The organism is Bifidobacterium sp. LH_450, assembly GCF_056356715.1.
This window is the reverse complement of the sequence record NZ_JBKEUU010000002.1, coordinates 267,993-284,972: the sequence shown is the minus strand read 5'-3', so window position 1 is coordinate 284,972 and position 16,980 is coordinate 267,993. Positions and strand designations below refer to the sequence as shown.

The window sequence follows — 16,980 nt, the reverse complement described above, 5'->3', positions numbered from 1 at the left end:
CTCCCCCCCCCCCGCAACGCGACGCTATTTTCATGGCGAACCGGCCCGATACTCTCGCCCGGCTGCTCCCCGCATGGCGACGCTGCCCGAGGACAGCGCTACGCGGTGTGCGGTTCCGTCCCCTCCCCGGAACATCCTTCCTATCCCTGCACAACCGCGGGGGTGGGAACCTGATAAGGTAGTGGTGTTTTTCGCGTCCCGCGGGACGCAACGCAATGCGCGCAAAATGCAGTGAAGCGGAAGTAAGGAAGCATGGCCAACAAGGAAGAGAAGCCGAAGAAGCCCAAGAAGAAGGGCATGTTCAAGCAGCTCAAGGAAATCTACCAGTTCACGTACCGCGACGACAAGGCGATGCCGTGGATCGTGTGGGGCCTATTCGCGCTGCCGATCGTCGTATTCGTCGTGCTCGGCATCTGCCTGCACTGGAGCGTCATCGGCTGGATCTTCTCGATGATCCTCGCCGTCATGATCGGCCTGCTGCTGTTCACGATGGGCCTGACGCGCCGCGCCGACGCCGTCGGCTACAAGCAGCTCGAGGGACGCACCGGCGCCGCGATCAGCGTGCTCGGCAACGTCAAGAGCGCCGGGTTCTCGTTCCCGCAGGAACCGATGTGGGTCGATCCCAAGACGCAGGACGTCGTATGGTACGGCACCAGCTATAGCGGCATCTACCTGATCGGCGAAGGCGACTACGGCCGCGTGCAGCGCGCGATGGACCGCCTCGAGAAGCGGCTCAAGGGCGTCACCGCCGGCTCGAACATCCCGATCTACCGCATTTCGGTCGGCAACGGGCCCAAGCAGGTCAAGCTGCGCGACCTGCGCAAGACGATCGTCAAGCAGAAGTCCTATGTGCCGTCCGAGCACAAGAACGCCGTGGCGAAGAAGGTGCACCCGCGCCGCCGGTTCATGATGACCAAGCCGCAGCTGATGGTGCTCAACGAACGCATCGCCACGCTGCAGAAGAAGAACATGCTCGGCGTGCCGAAGGGCATCGACCCCAACCGTCCGCCGAAGGTCTCCCGCCGCGCGATGCGCGGCAAGTAGGCCGCCCGCCTTCCCAAGGCTTTTCCAAAAAGGCTCTCCTCGGGGGAGCCTTTTTCTGTCCCTTCTTTCCCCCGATGCTGGCGGAGCTCAGCGACATCGGCTTCCTCGGGGGAGCCTTTTTCTGTCCCCTCTTCCCCCTCCTCCACCTTCTCCACCTTCTCCTCCTCCCCTTCTTATCCTTTCCTCTCTCAGTCGGATCTTTTCCCCGCCCCTCGGCACCATCCGGATAACGCCCACGGTGCCCGTGCCGGTCAGTCCCTTCCCCGTCCTCTCGACGCCATCGATTCATGGCCACGGCCTGCTGCGGATAACGGCAATCGGTGATTTGTCCAGCAACCGAACGGGGGCGCAAGAGCCGCAAATACGGGACAGAAATCTTGAAAAGACTGGAATTCCGCCATTTTGCAAAACTAGACGATTCTTCACGAAACATTTTCGTAACCCGGCGATCAAGTGGGCGAAACTCTTTTTCCTATTCTTTAAACCCGTAAGCAACTTTTCGAAAGGAGCGGTCCCGTGGCAGAACTCAAGACCAAGGAAGATGCCGAGGCCCTTATCAACAAGGAAGGCATTGAATATGTCTCCGTCCGCTTTACCGACCTGATCGGCGTCCAGCAGCACTTCACGGTGCCGGCCGTCGAATTCCTCAAGGACGCGTTCGACGAAGGCATGCCGTTCGACGGCTCCTCCATCGAAGGTTTCCAGGCCATCAACGAATCCGACATGAAGCTGGTTCCGGACATCGAGACCGCGTTCATCGATCCGTTCCGCAAGCACAAGACGCTCGACGTCGCCTTCTCGATCGTCGACCCGCTGACCGACGAGCCGTACTCGCGCGATCCGCGCCAGGTCGCGGCGAAGGCCGAAGCCTACCTCAAGTCCACGGGCATCGCCGATACCGCGTCCTTCGCCCCGGAAGCCGAATTCTTCATCTTCGACAAGGTGAGCTTCGAGAACTCGATGCAGCGTTCCTTCTATGAAGTCGACTCGATCGAGGCCCCGTGGAACACCGGCCTGGGCGTCGAGGAAGACGGCACCCCGAACATCGGCTTCAAGAACCGCGTCAAGCGCGGCTACTTCCCGGTGCCGCCGAGCGACCACACGCAGGACCTGCGCGACGACATGGTCGCCAACCTGCAGAAGGTCGGCCTGATCCTCGAGCGCGCCCACCACGAAGTCGGCGGCGCTGGCCAGCAGGAAATCAACTACCGCTACAACTCGCTGCAGCACGCCGGCGACGACCTGATGAAGTACAAGTACGTCATCCACGAAACGGCCGCCCTCGCCGGCAAGGCCGCGACGTTCATGCCGAAGCCGCTCGCGGGCGACAACGGCACCGGCATGCACTGCCACCAGTCGCTGTGGAAGGACGGCAAGCCGCTGTTCTACGACGAGAAGAACTACGGCGGCCTGTCCGACCTGGCCCGCTGGTACATCGGCGGCCTGATCAAGCACTCCTCCTCGGTGCTCGCCTTCACGAACCCGTCGCTGAACTCCTACCACCGCCTGGTGCCGGGCTTCGAAGCGCCGGTCAACCTGGTCTACTCGGCCCGCAACCGCTCCGCGGCCATCCGCATCCCGCTCGCGGGCACGTCGCCGGCCGCCAAGCGCATCGAGTTCCGCGCTCCGGATCCGTCCTGCAACCCGTTCCTCGCGTTCTCCGCGCAGCTCATGGCCGGCCTGGACGGCATCCTCAACCACATCGAGCCGCCGGAGCCGGTCGACAAGGACCTCTACGAGCTGCCGCCGGAAGAGCACGCCGGCATCAAGCAGGTGCCGAGCTCGCTGGCCGAAGCGATGGACGCCCTGGAAGAGGACCACGACTTCCTCACCGCCGGCGACGTGTTCACCGACGACCTGATCGAAACGTGGATCGACCTCAAGCGTTCCGAGATCGACCAGGCTCGCCTGCTGCCGACCCCGCTCGAGTACGAGCTCTACTTCCACATCTGATCCGCGATTTCGCGCATATCGGTGAAGCAATGCCGGGAACCGGCGCAAACCCCGTGTTTGCAACGGTTCCCGGCATTTTTCGTTGTCAGCGTCCATCGCCGCATGTCCCGGCGAGGAAGGCAAACCGCCATTCAGCAACATGTCTGGAAAAAACGATTCAGCCACCCCGCAAGGATAGCGATTCAACACCCACCTCCCAAAGCATTCAGCAGCAGGCTGTCGTGCGTCGCTACGAGCAGCGCGCCGGGATAGGCTTGCAGCATGTGCGCCAGCGCCTGCTTGCTGGACAGATCAAGATGGTTGCTCGGCTCGTCGAGCACCAGCGCCTGAGGGCCCGACGCAAGGCCCATTGCCAGCACCAGCTTGCGGCACTCTCCCGGCGACAGTGCATCGCCGCCCAGCAGCGACTCCGGATTGCCATTGAGCTGCGCGAACCGGGCTATCGTCGCCTGGCGTGCCGCACCGTCCAACGCGGCGAACCGCTGCAGCAACGCCTGCGCCGGTTCCGTCTCCTGCCCCATCACCAGCACAGGCACCGCAGCGTCGAGCGTGGCTGCGAGCGCACGCAGCAGCGTCGACTTGCCGGCGCCGTTCGGCCCGGTCAACGCAACGTGGTCGCGCGGCCCGATGCTGATGCGCGGGACGGCTACGCCGGTTGCGCCCGGCACGGCGGCAATCTCAATGCGGTTCCCCGTATATACGGCATGGGCAAACCGTTCTTCACCGCCCCTGCGCTGTTCTTCAGCCTGTTCCATCGCTGCCTCCATCGGTCGAATCGGCGTGAATCCGCCCGATTGCGCTGCCGCCGGTCCGGCTGTCGCATCCATTGGCTGGATAGGTACGAAGCCACCCGCCCCTGCTGCCCCGTCTTCTTCCCCTGAACCTTCGCAGGCCCCGGGCAGCGGAATGGCCCGCGAGGAACCGAAGCGTACGACGCCAGGCTCCAGATGCATCAGTTCCTTGCGGCTGCTTGGCTGGATGGCGAATTCCACCGTCCCTTCGTAGCGTTTCGCCGCCGTCTCGATGCCGCCGGCTGCCTGCCGCGCATCCTCGATGCGTCCCGCAAGCTGGCCGGCCGAACGGCCGACGCCGCCATCGAGGCCGCCGCGCGCGAATTTCTTGAGCTTGCATGCGTCGTGGTCCTTGCGGTCGGGAACGCGCCGGGCGGCCGCAGCCGCCTGCCGCACTTTCTCACGCCGGCGCGCCTGCTCGGCCTGAAGCCGGCGCACTTCGCCTTTCGCGCGGCTGAGCCGCTCGCGCGCCGCAGCGTCGCGCGCTTCCAGCTGCGACGAAATGGCCTGCCAATCCCCCTCCAGCAAATCGACGGCGGTGCGGATGCCGCTGGCGCCATGCACACGGTGCAGCATATAGCTGCGCTGGGCCAGCGCGCCGATGACGTCGGTGTCGTGCGTCACGACGATGCCGACGCCATGGAAGCGCTGCAGCGCCGCGATGACGGCCCGGCGCGACGGGATGTCGAGATGGTTCGTCGGCTCGTCGGCGACGAGGATGTCCGGACGCAACGCGAGCGCGCAGGCAATCTGCAGCCGCTTGCGTTCGCCGCCGGAGAGTTCCTCCCAGCGGTACGGCCAGTCGTCGCCGATGCCGAGGACGTCGCGCAGCGCGATTGCCTCCGGCGTCCAGTCGGCGCCGAATTCCCCGAGGGTTTCCGGCTCGGCGTCGCTTTCCTGCACGATCCAGGCCGCCAGCAGTCCCGACGGCGTAACGGTACCCGCATCGGGTGCGAGCCTGCCGGCGGCGATGGCTGCGAGCGTCGTCTTGCCGATGCCGTTGTCGCCCAGCAGCGCCGTCCAGCCGGATGGGAACGTTGCGCACACGTCATCGAGCACCGGATCGGCTGCACCGGGATAGCGCAACGAAATATGGTTCAATCTGAGCTGCGTCATGGAAGGCTCTTTCTCTTCAAGCGCACCGCTTAAGGCCTTGCGTTGCCTTCCTGCTTCACCGCACCGGATATGCCCAGGGGGCCGTACGGGCACCCATGGCCGCCGGCACTGCGCGCTGTCAATGGCAGTCTATGAGTACGGCCGTATGGGCGCCCATGTCTGCCCGCATTCTTCCTCGACCGTACCGGATATGCAGACGCATATGGCACATCGCCGTCGGGAATCGATTGCGGGTTCGTCAACCGTGCCGCATCGTTGCATGCGGTTGCATGAGGAGCATATTGCTGGAAGCGCAACGAATGGGGAAATGCCGGAAACCGAAGGAAGGCATGGAAGCATGCTGACGCGAAGCGGCGCGCTGGGACGCGCACGGTTCCGGCGTTCACAGGCTCAGCAAGGTTCCGTTTCCTCTCCTGAAGGCCGCTTGGCATAATGGGCGACCTGACGACACATTGCTCCCTACTATACAGCCTCGTTGTGCAAGACGCGCCAACGCCATCCTCCCGCTTTCTATGCTCTCCCACTCTCCCCTCTCTCTCCTCCCTCCGCCGCCCCTCTCCCTCAGTCATCCCCTCTCTCACTCACTCCCTCTCAGTCACTCCCGCTCTCTTTCATCACCGCCCCGTTTTATTCTTTTCCTCTTCCCACCCCCCTCTTTTCTCTTCTTCCCCTTTTCTCCTCCTCTTTCCACGCAACGCCCCGTCCTATAATCATGCGCATGCGCATTGTTTTGCAGAAAGCGAGCCAGGCTTCGGTCGATGTCGTCGACGAGCAGACCGGCGAACCCGATTCCACGTTCCTCCCTCAGTCCATCGGCATCGGCTACGTGCTGCTCGTCGGCATCGCAGATTCCGACGGCCCCAGGCAAATCGAATGGCTGGCGCATAAGATCGCGAACCTGCGCGTGTTCGAAGACGAAGCCGGCCGCATGAACCTCTCAATCAAGGATGTCGGCGGCAGCATCCTCTCCATTTCGCAGTTCACGCTGTTCGGCGACGTGCGCCGCGGCAACCGCCCAGGCTTCACCCGCGCCGGCAAGCCGGAACACGCCGAAAGGATCTGGGAGGAATTCAACGACGCGCTGCGCGCGGAGGGCCTTGGCGTCGCCACCGGCCGTTTCGGCGCCCACATGCGCGTCTCGCTCGTCAACGACGGCCCGGTGACGATCCTGTTCGACACCGACGAGCTGGGAATCTAGTCCATGTCTGTTGCGGCGAAACGGGCCGGACACGCCATTTGGGTTTCTTGCCGGGCGTTCCTCCTTGGCCACTTCGCCGGCGGGGACTAACGTGGAATGCCGCAAGAGCGACCACCCACGAAGAAAGGCGCCCATGAACCCCATTGAGGAAGCGATCTACCGCCGCCTGACGCACGTCATCGACCCCGAGCTGGGCAAATCCGTCACCGAACTGAACATGGTGACCGGCATCCACGCCACGCAGCGCGAAGCGGAGCCGGGCACGTGGGATGTCGACATCGAGCTTGAGCTGACGGTGCCGGGCTGTCCGCTGTCGGGGACGATCACCAGCCAGATCAACGGCGCCGTCGAATCGTACACGGACGCCACGCTGGTTCCGCACATCCACGTCGGCGCCATGTCCCCCGACAAGCTCGGCAGCCTCGTCGAGCGGCTCAAGAAGGAACGCCACGAGAACCCGTTCACGAAGCCGGGTTCGAAGACCCGCATCTTCGCCGTCGCGTCCGGCAAGGGCGGCGTCGGCAAGAGCTCGGTGACGGCGAATCTCGCCGCCACGTTCGCCGCGCTTGGCTACGACACGGCGGCCATCGACGCGGATATCTACGGCTTCTCGCTGCCGCGCCTGTTCGGCGCCTCCGACGCGCCGGTCAATCTCAACGGCATGCTGATGCCGGCGACGGCCTGGGGCGTCAAGTTCATGTCGATCGGCAATTTCGCCGGCTCCGACCGCGCGATCCTGTGGCGCGGCCCGCGCCTGCAGCGCAGCCTTGAGCAGTTCCTCGCCGACGTATGGTGGGGCGACCCCGACGTGCTGCTGCTCGACCTGGCTCCCGGCACCGGCGACATGGCGATTTCGGTGGCGCAGGCGCTGCCGAACGCCGAGCTCGTCGTCGTCACGACGCCGCAGCCGAGCGCTTCCGACATCGCCGTGCGTTCCGGCCTCGTGGCGTTGCAGCTGCCGATGACGGTGCGCGGCGTCGTGGAGAACATGAGCTATTTCGAGCACAATGGCGAGCGGCTTGAGATTTTCGGCTCCGGCGGCGGCCAGCGCGTCGCGGACCAGCTGACCCGCGACCTTGCCTACGACGTGCCGCTGCTCGCCCAGCTGCCGCTCGAACCGGAGATCCGCGAGACCGGCGAGGCGGGACGTCCGGCCGTGCTCAACGCCGACGGCACGCTGCGCGCCGACGCGCTCGGCGAGGCGTTCACGTCGATGGCGCGCCGCCTGATGGAGCCGCCGCAGCGCTAAGGCGCCTCCATCACCCCGCGCAGACGCTAACGGTCGTCTCCGTCGCCCAGGTCGAGTTCCAGCTCGCCCTTTTCGGCGTGCCCGTCCGGCACGCCGGTGGCGAGCAGCTGGCGGAACTGGTCCTCGTCGAGAATCGGAATGCCCAGCTCCTCCGCCTTCTTCGCCTTCGAGCCGGCATTGGCGCCGATGACGACGTAGTCGGTCTTCTTCGACACCGACCCGGCGGCCTTGCCGCCATGGTCGGCGATCGCCTCCTTCGCGGCGTCGCGCGTGAAGCCTTCCAGCGAACCGGTGACGACGACGGTCAGCCCGGCCAGCGTCTGCGGCGACGACGCCGGCGCGGCGGCCTGCTGCCCGACGCCTGCCGCCTTCCACGCCGCCAGGATCGAGCCGTGGAACGTGTCGGGGTCACCGGCGTCCTTGAACCAGTCGACGATGGCCTGCGCGCCGGCCGGCCCCACGCCGTCGACCGCCTCGAGCTCTTCGAGCGTGGCATGCGCGATGGCGTCGAGCGAGCCGAAATGCCGCGCGACGGTCCGCGCGGTCGGCGCGCCCATATGGCGGATCGACATGGCGACGAGCACCTTGTCGAGCGGGGCGTGCGTCGCCTTCTCGAGCTCCTCGATCAGGTCGCGGGTCGTTTCGGTCGGGCACGTATACACGGGCCGCAGCGTCACGCTGCCGTCGCGCGCCGTGCGGCTTTCCTCGCGCACGACGACGGCGTCGTCCGGCACGGCGTACTCCGGGTAGCGCTTGAGCAGCGCCGCCGCGCGCACCTTCACGTCCGCCTCCCCGAGCTTCTTCGCTTCCGTCACGCCATAGGCAGCGTCAAGCACGGCATCCAGCGCCAGGCCGTCGGCACCATTCGCCGCCAAAGATTCACCCGGCACGCCCGCAAGCACCGATTGCGCGGCCGCCCCGCCGTTGCCGTTGCCCAGCAGCGCCTCGGCGTCGGCGAGCGCCGCCGCCCGTTCGGCCCGCTTCGACGCCGGCACCTTCGCCGCTTCCTTCGGTTCCGTCCAGAACGCCGGCACGCGCCGCCACAGCCCGGAGCCGCCGCGGTTGCGCCGCACCTTGCGGCGCCTGCCGTCGGCGCCGGCGGCCTCGTGCACCTCGATGACCGGAATCTCGCGCCAGACGTAGACGTCGCGCAGCATCGGCGCCGTCAGCGAGAAGAGGTCGGCTTCGCTGGCGAGCACCGGCGTCTGGCGCGGCGGCAGCTCCAGCCCCGGGGCCGGTTCGTAGACGGGCGCCTCTTCGCCGGGCCCGACGATGATCTCGCGCAGTCCGGGGGCGTATTCAGCCACCGACGACGGGCGGTTGTCTTCGGGGTTGGTCAGCGCGATGGCGCTCTGCTCGCCCAGATGCTCGATGTCGAACGCGGCGCGCGAGCCCATGTTGATGATCCGCTCGCCGATCTGCGCCGGGCAGTATTCCCAGTTGGGGCACCGCAGGTCCTTATCGCCGGGCTTCGTGGGGGCCAGTTCGGCGCCGCAGGAAGGGCAATGCGTCGGCATCGTGAATTCGCGCAGCTCGCTTTCGCGGCCCCGGCGCAGCTCGACGACGGGGCCGACGAGTTCGGGGATGACGTCGCCGGCCTTGCGCACGACGACGACGTCGCCGATGAGGATGCCCTTGCGCTTGACCTCGTAGCCATTGTGCAGCGTCGTCCTGGAAACGGTCGACCCGGCGACGTGCACCGGCTTGAGGACCGCGCCGGGGGTGATGCGGCCGGTGCGGCCGACCGACACGATGATGTCGAGCAGCTCGGTGTTGACTTCCTCCGGCGGGTACTTGTAGGCGGTCGCCCAGCGCGGGGCGCGCGACGTGGCGCCGAGCCGCCGCTGCAGCGCAAGCTCGTCGACCTTGACGACGATGCCGTCGAGCGCATGCTCGATGTCGCCGCGGTGCTGCCCGTAGTAGTCGATCATGTCGAGGATCTCGTCGAACGTGCCGACCTCGCGGTTGTGCGGGGAGACGGGGACGCCCCAGCGCTCGTAGAGTTCGTAGGCCTGCGACTGGCGTTCGACGGCATCGGCCGCGGTGACGGGCTTGCCGTCGCCCCAGTCGAGGATGCCCAGCCCGTGGGCGTAGAACGACAGGTGGCGCGTGGCCGTGATCTTCGGGTCCTTCTGGCGCAGCGACCCGGCGGCCGCGTTGCGCGGGTTGGCGAACGGGGTCTTGCCGAGGTCCTCCTGCCGTTCGTTGAGCTCGTTGAAGTCGTCCCAGCGCATGAAGACCTCGCCGCGGATCTCCACCATGTGCGGCACGTCGCCCGGATCTCCCCCCAGCTGGGCGGGGATGCCGTCGATCGTGCGCACGTTGAGCGTGATGTCCTCGCCGACGATGCCGTCGCCGCGGGTCAGCCCCTGCACGAGCACGCCGTCGCGGTAGATGAGGTTCAGCGCCAGGCCGTCGATCTTGACCTCGCAGGTCATCGGCAGCCGCTCGCCGTCGGGCCATGCCAGGTCGCGGCGCACGCCGTCGTACCATTCGCGCAGCTCGGCCACCGAGAACACGTCGTCCAGGCTCATCATGCGGCTGGGCTGGCGCACCGATTCGAATTCGTTGGAGAACGTGCCGCCGACGCGGTGCGTGGGCGACTGCGGGGTGTCCAGGGACGGGAACGCGGCCTCGAGGCGCTGCAGGAAGCGCATGCGCGCATCGTAGGCGGCATCCGACGAGGTCGGCGCCGACTTCATGTAGTAGGCGATCTGGTCCGCTTCGACCCAGGCCGCCACCTTCGCCCACAGCCGGGCCGCGTCCTGCGCGCCCAGCTGCGCCATGTCCACTTCCTCGAGGCGCATCGCGTCCGCGTCGCTCGGCGTGAGCGCCGCGATCCACGGCGCCGAACCCGGCTTGAGCGCCACGTCGCCTAGGTCGAATGCCGACTGCTGATCCATCAATCCATCCTCCCGATCCGCAGGAATACCACTCCACAATACAAACGCCGCATGCCGATGCCGTTCATTTGCTCAGCGAGCGCAGGAACTGCACCTGCACGGCGTCGATGGCGTTGGGCGACGCCGCGTTCATGCGCGCCGCGGCCACCGACAGCGTGCGCGCCGGAACGAACATGCCGGCGTCGACGAGCATGCGCGCACCCTCGCGCATCAGCGCGGCGATATCGGGGCTGGGCCATACGGGGATGCCGTGCGCCTGCAGCGTCACGACGGCCTGCGGAAGGGTCTGCGGCACGGCGATGCACTGGCGCGCTGCACGCCTCGTGAGCTCCTCGAGCTCTTCGCCGGCCTCCTCGACGATGCCGGGCCCCACGTAGGAGCACATGATCGTGCAGGCGACGGCCACGTCGAATTCGTCGCGCATCCACGCCGCCTGCGCATACCGGTGGTAGGCGGCCGCCGCGTCGCCGCCGTCGAGGCTGACGCGCAGCGCGTTGAGGCAGGCGGCCTTCGTGGATTCCCAGTCCTCGCCGGCGGCCAGCGCCGAGGCGAGCTTAAGGTGGGCGAACGCGTACGCCGGCGCGTAGGACACCATCATATTGAGGTGTTCGAGCGCCGCGTCGGGCCCCTTGAGCTGCGCGTAGGCATCCGCAAGCTCCATGTGCGCATAGAAGAGATTGTCCGGGATGAGCACCGTCGACTCGTTCGGCGTAGCGAACAGGTGGTTGTATACGGCCCGCTCGGCATACGAATTGAAATACCTGGGCACGCCGGAGCCGCGGAACATCGCGTCCAGCGACGCCACCTGCTCCGCTATCGGCTCGAATACCGCGTCGAGGTCGCCGGAAAACAGCAGGCCCCGCGCCCGGTTGCGCACCTCTTCGAGCTCGCGTGCGGCCGCCGGCTCGATGGGCGCCGGAGGCTCGCCGTCGATCAGCGCCGCCGTCAGCGCGGGCGCCATGGCGTTGAGCTCGGGGTCGTTGATCCGCTCGATCGCCTCCATCGCCCGCTGCGCCTTGGCGGCGCTCGGCATCGCGTCGTCGGCCGCCAGCGCGCGCATCAGCTCGTTGGCATGGGCCAGCAGGTCGTCGCGCTGGATGGACAGGTCCCAGGGCCCGCGCACCCGCAGCGTCTCGCGCACCTGCGCGTCGACGGGGCGCTCGTCCGCTTCCGGCGCGTCCTGCGCGCCCTGCGGGGCGAAGCGTTCGCCGTGCAGGTCGGCGGACGGCACGATCGGCTTGAACCCGATGGCCGGATCGATATCCATCACCGCGCCGAACATCCGGTACGTATCCATCGGATGGGCCAGGCCGTCCTGCTCCAGCCGTTCAAGGAACGCCGCGCGCGTGAACGTCACCGACAGCGCCGGCTTCATCGTGGGCGGCTCGCCCAGCGCCTCGAGCGGGTCCGCGCCCTTGGCCGCGCCGCCCTGCGCGCCTGCGCCGTCCGGCGCGTCGCCCGGCTCGCCGAGAGCGGCGAAGGCCTCGTCGCTGAACACCGTTTCATCGATGTCGGCGCCGCTCATCAGGCGCGTGAATTCGTCATCGAGGCGCAGCTTGGCCGCGTCGACGCCGACGTCGCCGACGTCGCCGACGTCCGCGGCGCCTGCATCCGCCGCATCCGCGCCCGCTGCGGCCTCGCCAGGCGTGCCGGCCGGCGGCACAGCCGGGCCCGGACGTGACTGTCCCTGCACGCCGTCGTATTCCATGTCGCCCAGGCTCAGCCCCTCGAACGAGCTGACCGCGTCGCCGACGGCGGCACGGATGGCGTCGTCCTGCTGCGCGATCGCCTCCTCGAGCCCGAGCGAATCGATCTGCACGCTCACCTCCTGCACGCCGGCGTCGGCGCCGAACGCGAGCGCCGCCATCATCAGGCTGACGCGCATGTTGTACACGACGCTGGCCATGGCGCGGCGATGGTCGTCGAGCACGGCCCATTCATGGCGCGTTTCGTCATAGGCGCTCGCCGGCATGACGGCCGGCCCCGCCAGCGTGAACGCGACGCCGACGCGGCCCGAAGCCAGGTCGGCGCGGAACTCCGAATCGAAGCGGAACGGCAGCGCCATCTTGCGCAGCAGCGCGCTCATCGCCTGCCGGTACACCCATTCCGAACCGCCCGCGTCCCTGGGCGTCGCCGCCCCGCCGCCCCCAGGCGCTGGCAGCCGCGCGGCCAGCTCGGCCGCCACGTCCGCCGCCAGCTCGACGAACGCGTTGACCGCCAGGAACGCGTCGTCGCGTACCAGGTCGTCCGGGCCGGCGGAGGCCGGGAAGTCGAAGGCGAGCAGCGCCGGGTTGGCCAGCAGCGCCTGGTCGATCATCGCCACGTCCGCGCGCGACGCCGTATCCTCGATCGGCAGCCGCCCCGCGGCCGCGTTGCGTTCCAGCCAGTTGCTGGCCGCGGCGAACCGGTTGAGCGCGCCCTCGATCTTGAGCGACGTCAGCGCGGCGTCGAACGGCAGCGACGTCTGCCACGCGAAGCCGAACGTGCCCGACGTGGCCGAGCGTTCCAGCCGCAGCGGCTCCAGCCCGTGCACGGCTTCCAGCCCCGGCACCTGCCCGAGCGCGCCGGACTCCTCGGCCAGCGACGCGAAGAACTCCTCCAGCCCCGACACGCGCAGGCCATGCGAGCGCGCCTCGCGGGTGTCGTGCACGCTGCGGCGTATCGCGCCCAGCGGCGCCTCCCGGTTGAGCCTGCGGAAAATATTGCCCGCGCCGAAGCCGCCGAGCAGCCCCAGCGCCTGCGGGGCGATGTAGGCGGCGAAATACGCTATCGTGATCGCGTCGCGGTATTCGAGCCCCTTGAGCAGCGCCGGCGGCAGGTCGACGCGCAGCTGTTCGAGGGCGTAGCGGTTGTTGCGCTTGAGCCACGAGGCGAGCCACAGCATGCGCCCATCGGGCCCGGCGCCAATGATGTTGCCCTGGATCGCCCGCACCATCCGCATCGGCGCGGACCGTCCGGCCGGCGCCAGCCGCGCCCCTTCGGCGACGCTGACCTCGCGCTCCTTGACGAACATGAACTGCGGTTCGCGCGACTGCGTATCCATCGCCGGATCGAAGCCCGCGAATACGCGGCCGGCGCCGTCCGCCACGGCAATCGGCACGAACTCGCGCGGCGAGGCGAACAGCCCCAGCGAGAAGCCAGCCCCCGCCTGGCGCGGCAGCTGCGCCCAGCCGACGCGCACCCCGCCGGGAAGGAACGGCATCGCCGGCAGCACGTGGCGCTTGGCCAGCGGCGGCAGCACGATCTTCTTGTCGGAGCCGACCAGCGCCAGCATCGCCTCCACGGCCTTGGGGTCGCCGAACATGCCCCGCGACGTGCCCGGCTGCGCGTTCTGGGCGCGGCGCACGGCGGCATCGTCCTTCGCCAGCGCCACGCGTTTGCGCAGGCGGCGCGAAAGCCCTGTCAATTCGTCAGCCATTGAACGGCGCTCGTCTCTAGCCATGCCTTCCAATGTACCTCGCCGGCCGCGCAGGCGCGTTAGCCGTTCGTGCCTATAGAATAAAAGCCGTGCTGTGCAAATCCCTCCGCCCCGGCTTCCGTTCCAGGCTCCGTTCCCGCCGCGCCGCGGACAGCCGCCCCCGCCCCGGCCGCCGCGCCACCGCCCCCGCGCCGCGCCGCTGGCTGCGCCGGGCGCTGGCCGTGCTGATCGCGGCCGCAGCCATCGTGCTGGTCGAGGCGAGCGTGCTCAACCTGCCGTACTGGACGTCGATGGGCGCCAGCCGCGACTCGGCCTCGGCGCACAACGCGCTTGGCACGGGCCTCGAACGGCTGCCGGACGGCCTGGTGAAGGTCACCGACGCCACGCAGGCGTACTTCGAGGTGAAGGCGGACGGCTCCTCGCGCTACTACCGCGCCGAAACGGCCTCGCAAGGCGCCATCGACGCCGCGCGGCAGGCCGACGCCGCATCCGGCAAGGAAACGGTGCTGTCGACGGTGCACCTGCGCGTCGAGAGCTCCGCCGGCACCGGGGACGAGAACCCGGTCTCCCCCGCCTCGGCGCGGTCGCTGTATTTCCAGGGCCCCAGCGACGGCACGGTGAAGGTCTGGGTCGTGGAAAGCGCCGGCAGCATCCTGCCGGTCAACGACATCCGCGCCAACCAGCGCGTGCCGTTCTCGTTCAGCTGGGCGCAGGTGGCGCTGATGGCGGCCGCCGCGCTCGCCATCGCGGGCCTCAAGCCCGGCTCGCGCCTATGGTCGGCGACGCTCGACACGTCCAGCCGCCGCCAGCGCGGCGCCTTCGCGGCCGTCTTCGGCCTGCTGGGCGCGGCCAGCGTCGCCGGCGCCGCCTCCATCGCGGCCTCGAGCGGCGCGCTGTCGTTCCATCTGGCCGGCGGCTACACCTACGACTTCGACCAGTACGGCCACGTCGCCGACGCGCTGCTGCACGGCCACGCATGGCTCGACCTGCCGGTTCCCGACGCGTTGAAGGACGCGGCCAACCCCTACAGCGTCGCCACGCGCGGCGAGCTCAAGGCTTCCGGCGCCACCCCGCTGTTCTGGGACTACGCGTTCCACGACGGCCACTGGTATTCGTATTTCGGCGTGCTGCCGGCCGTCGTGCTGTTCGTGCCGTACCAGCTGCTGGCAACGCTGCTGACCGGCCATGCGGCGATGCTGCCGGCCGCCAGCGCCGAACTGCTGCTGATGTTCGGCTTCCTGCTGTTCGGCACGCTGCTGGCCATCCGCGTCATCAAGGCCGTCGCCCCGCGCACGTCGCTGGCCGCCACCGGCCTGCTGTGCACGGCGTTCCTCGTCGGCTCGAATGCCGTCTACCTGCTCTACCGCACCAATTTCTATTCGATTCCGTTCGCCTCGTCCCTGCTGCTGGCCGCGCTCGGCCTGTGGCTGTGGATCGGCGCGCGCCAGGCGCCGGCGTGGGGCAAACGCTACCGCTTCGGCCGGCGCAAGGGCGAGCGCAAAGCGTACTGGCAGGTTCCCGGCGCCGCGCCGCTGTCGCTGTCGCGCGTCGCCGGCGGTTCGCTCGCCATCGCGGCGACGGTCGGCTGCCGCCCGACGTTCGCGCTGGCGGCGCTGCTCGCCATCCCCCTCTTCTGGCCCCAGATCCGCGCCATCGCCCGCGCCGGCCTGCGCACGCTGTGGCGTCCGCTGGCGGCGGCGATCGTGCCGGCGGCGGCCATCGTCGCGCCGCTGCTCGCCTACAACTACATAAGATTCGGTTCGTGGCTGGATTTCGGCAACGCCTACCAGCTGACCGTCACCGACATGACCGAATTCCACACGCCGCTGGCCAACATGCCGGCGACGGTCGGCTACTACCTCGCGCTGCCGCTGCGCTTCCAGCGTTCGTTCCCGTTCCTGGCCATCTCGCCGACGCCGCTGCCGCAATGGTCGTTCACCGAGCCCAGCGTAGGCGGCATCATCGCGCTGTGCCCGCTCATCGCCCTTGGCTTCGCCGTGCCGTTCCTGCGCCGCCGGCTGGCTTCCAGCGGCCTGTGGGGCCTCCTGGCGGCGGCAGTGGCCCTGGGCTGGGCGCTGCTCGTCTTCGACGCGTACGTCGGCGGGTTCGGCTGGCGCTACATGGCGGATTTCTGCTGGCTGTTCATGCTGGCCGCGCTCGCCCCGGCCGCGCGGCTGACCTGCCCGCCGGGACGCGACGCGCTGCCCACCGCGCTTTCCAGCGGTCCCATGGAATACGGCTGCACAAGATTCCGCCCGTGGCGCTGCGTGCTCGTCCTTGCGGTGGCGTGGGCGGTCGCGATCGCGGCGATGTCGTGCTTTACCGTCGGCCGCGACGACGCGCTGCTGTCCAACAATCCGGGGCTCTACCTGACGGTGCGTTCCTGGTTTTCGCTGATGCCGTGAACCGAAGCGGCGCGCGCAGCATAGAATATTGGGCATGGGACTTTTCGGACTCGGGCGGCATCTCAACGACGTGGCGTCGGTGGACTACAGCCTGCAGGGCGCGTCATACGTGTACGAGGATGGCAGCGTGGGGCTCCAGGCCACGACGCTGCAGCTGTTCGCCCAGGACGGCCACGTCGCCGTCATCGGGCTCAACGGCGCCGGCAAGTCGACGCTGCTCAAGCTGCTGGCCGGCCGCGTCGCCCCCACGGGCGGCGTGCTCGAGGCCATTACGCCGCACGCCACGCTGCACGCGCGTTCCGGCCGCCAGCGCCGCAGGCTCGAAACGGTTGCCGGCTACGTGGAGCGCGAGGAGATCCCCCGCGAATTCAACGCCGACGTGTCGATCCATGAAGCGCTCGACAAGGTGCTGGCCAAGCGCCACGTCCCCCAGACGGAACGCCTGGCGACGATCGGCAGCGTGTTCGCCCACTTCGACCTGTCCGGCATGGCGCGCACGCCGGCCGCGGCGATGGACGCCGAGCAGCTGCACCTGCTGTCGCTGGCCATCGCCTGCGCGCTCAATCCCGCCGTCATCATCGCCGACGAGCCGACGCGCGGCCTGGACGAGATCAGCAGCCTGCACGTGGCGCGCGCGCTGTTCTCCTGCGACCGCCCCGTCGTCTTCGCCACGCACGACGTCGACCTGGTGACGCGCCCCGACTGCCATGTGTCGCGCACGCTCGTCATGGACGGCGCCGCGGTCGTCTTCGACGGGCTGCCGGACGAGGCCAGCGAGTTCTACGCGCAGATGATCCGCCGCAAATACGAGGAGATGACCGGCGCCTCCCGCTAGCCGCCGCGGCGGCCCGTGCGCCCCTGGCGGCGACCCTGCACGCATCCCTGGAAAGACCCCTATGCAGC

General features: G+C 68.3%; 9 protein-coding genes. 6 read left to right on the top strand and 3 right to left on the bottom strand.

Annotated elements, in window-relative coordinates; genetic code table 11:
• Window positions 1-252: 252 nt before the first annotated feature.
• Together AC1AXT_RS03725 and glnA are read left to right on the top strand one after the other, a co-directional pair.
• Window positions 253-1,044 carry a DUF4191 domain-containing protein gene (locus AC1AXT_RS03725; RefSeq protein ID WP_476539288.1) on the top strand — a complete coding sequence of 264 codons (792 nt, stop codon included), beginning with the start codon at window positions 253-255 and terminating at the stop codon, window positions 1,042-1,044.
• A 516-nt stretch (window positions 1,045-1,560) separates the two neighbouring features.
• Window positions 1,561-2,997, top strand: coding sequence for a type I glutamate--ammonia ligase (gene glnA, locus AC1AXT_RS03720; protein ID WP_476539286.1), 1,437 nt, complete (start codon window positions 1,561-1,563; stop codon window positions 2,995-2,997).
• 182 nt (window positions 2,998-3,179) lie between these two features.
• Here the strand turns inward: glnA and AC1AXT_RS03715 are convergent, their stop codons facing one another.
• Window positions 3,180-4,904 carry an ATP-binding cassette domain-containing protein gene (locus AC1AXT_RS03715; RefSeq protein ID WP_476539284.1) on the bottom strand — a complete coding sequence of 575 codons (1,725 nt, stop codon included), beginning with the start codon at window positions 4,902-4,904 and terminating at the stop codon, window positions 3,180-3,182.
• A 718-nt stretch (window positions 4,905-5,622) separates the two neighbouring features.
• On the opposite strand from AC1AXT_RS03715, the gene dtd reads away from it, so the two are divergent.
• Window positions 5,623-6,102 carry a D-aminoacyl-tRNA deacylase gene (dtd, locus tag AC1AXT_RS03710; RefSeq protein ID WP_476539282.1) on the top strand — a complete coding sequence of 160 codons (480 nt, stop codon included), beginning with the start codon at window positions 5,623-5,625 and terminating at the stop codon, window positions 6,100-6,102.
• 133 nt (window positions 6,103-6,235) lie between these two features.
• On the top strand, window positions 6,236-7,351 hold the full coding sequence (locus AC1AXT_RS03705) for an Mrp/NBP35 family ATP-binding protein (protein WP_476539280.1): 1,116 nt from the start codon (window positions 6,236-6,238) through the stop codon (window positions 7,349-7,351).
• A 26-nt stretch (window positions 7,352-7,377) separates the two neighbouring features.
• Here the strand turns inward: AC1AXT_RS03705 and ligA are convergent, their stop codons facing one another.
• The gene (ligA, locus tag AC1AXT_RS03700) at window positions 7,378-10,254 is read right to left on the bottom strand and encodes an NAD-dependent DNA ligase LigA (RefSeq protein WP_476539278.1); all 2,877 of its coding nucleotides are present in this window, start codon (window positions 10,252-10,254) and stop codon (window positions 7,378-7,380) included.
• Window positions 10,255-10,318: 64 nt separating this feature from the next.
• Window positions 10,319-13,696: a tetratricopeptide repeat protein gene (locus tag AC1AXT_RS03695; RefSeq protein WP_476539276.1), complete on the bottom strand. Its 3,378-nt coding sequence runs from the start codon at window positions 13,694-13,696 to the stop codon at window positions 10,319-10,321.
• Window positions 13,697-13,875: 179 nt separating this feature from the next.
• Between AC1AXT_RS03695 and AC1AXT_RS03690 the strand changes: the two genes are divergently transcribed.
• Together AC1AXT_RS03690 and AC1AXT_RS03685 are read left to right on the top strand one after the other, a co-directional pair.
• Window positions 13,876-16,077 carry a hypothetical protein gene (locus AC1AXT_RS03690; protein WP_476540461.1) on the top strand — a complete coding sequence of 734 codons (2,202 nt, stop codon included), beginning with the start codon at window positions 13,876-13,878 and terminating at the stop codon, window positions 16,075-16,077.
• 34 nt (window positions 16,078-16,111) lie between these two features.
• Window positions 16,112-16,912 (top strand): ATP-binding cassette domain-containing protein, encoded by an 801-nt coding sequence (locus AC1AXT_RS03685; protein ID WP_476539274.1) that lies wholly within the window; start codon window positions 16,112-16,114, stop codon window positions 16,910-16,912.
• The last annotated feature ends 68 nt before the right edge of the window (window positions 16,913-16,980 follow it).

Coding starts and splice junctions, on each gene's coding strand:
- AC1AXT_RS03725 (WP_476539288.1), top strand. CDS start 253: ATGGCCAACAAGGAAGAGAAGCCGAAGAAGCCCAAGAAGAAGGGCATG.
- AC1AXT_RS03715 (WP_476539284.1), bottom strand. CDS start 4,904: ATGACGCAGCTCAGATTGAACCATATTTCGTTGCGCTATCCCGGTGCA.
- dtd (WP_476539282.1), top strand. CDS start 5,623: ATGCGCATTGTTTTGCAGAAAGCGAGCCAGGCTTCGGTCGATGTCGTC.
- AC1AXT_RS03705 (WP_476539280.1), top strand. CDS start 6,236: ATGAACCCCATTGAGGAAGCGATCTACCGCCGCCTGACGCACGTCATC.
- ligA (WP_476539278.1), bottom strand. CDS start 10,254: ATGGATCAGCAGTCGGCATTCGACCTAGGCGACGTGGCGCTCAAGCCG.
- AC1AXT_RS03695 (WP_476539276.1), bottom strand. CDS start 13,696: ATGGCTAGAGACGAGCGCCGTTCAATGGCTGACGAATTGACAGGGCTT.
- AC1AXT_RS03685 (WP_476539274.1), top strand. CDS start 16,112: ATGGGACTTTTCGGACTCGGGCGGCATCTCAACGACGTGGCGTCGGTG.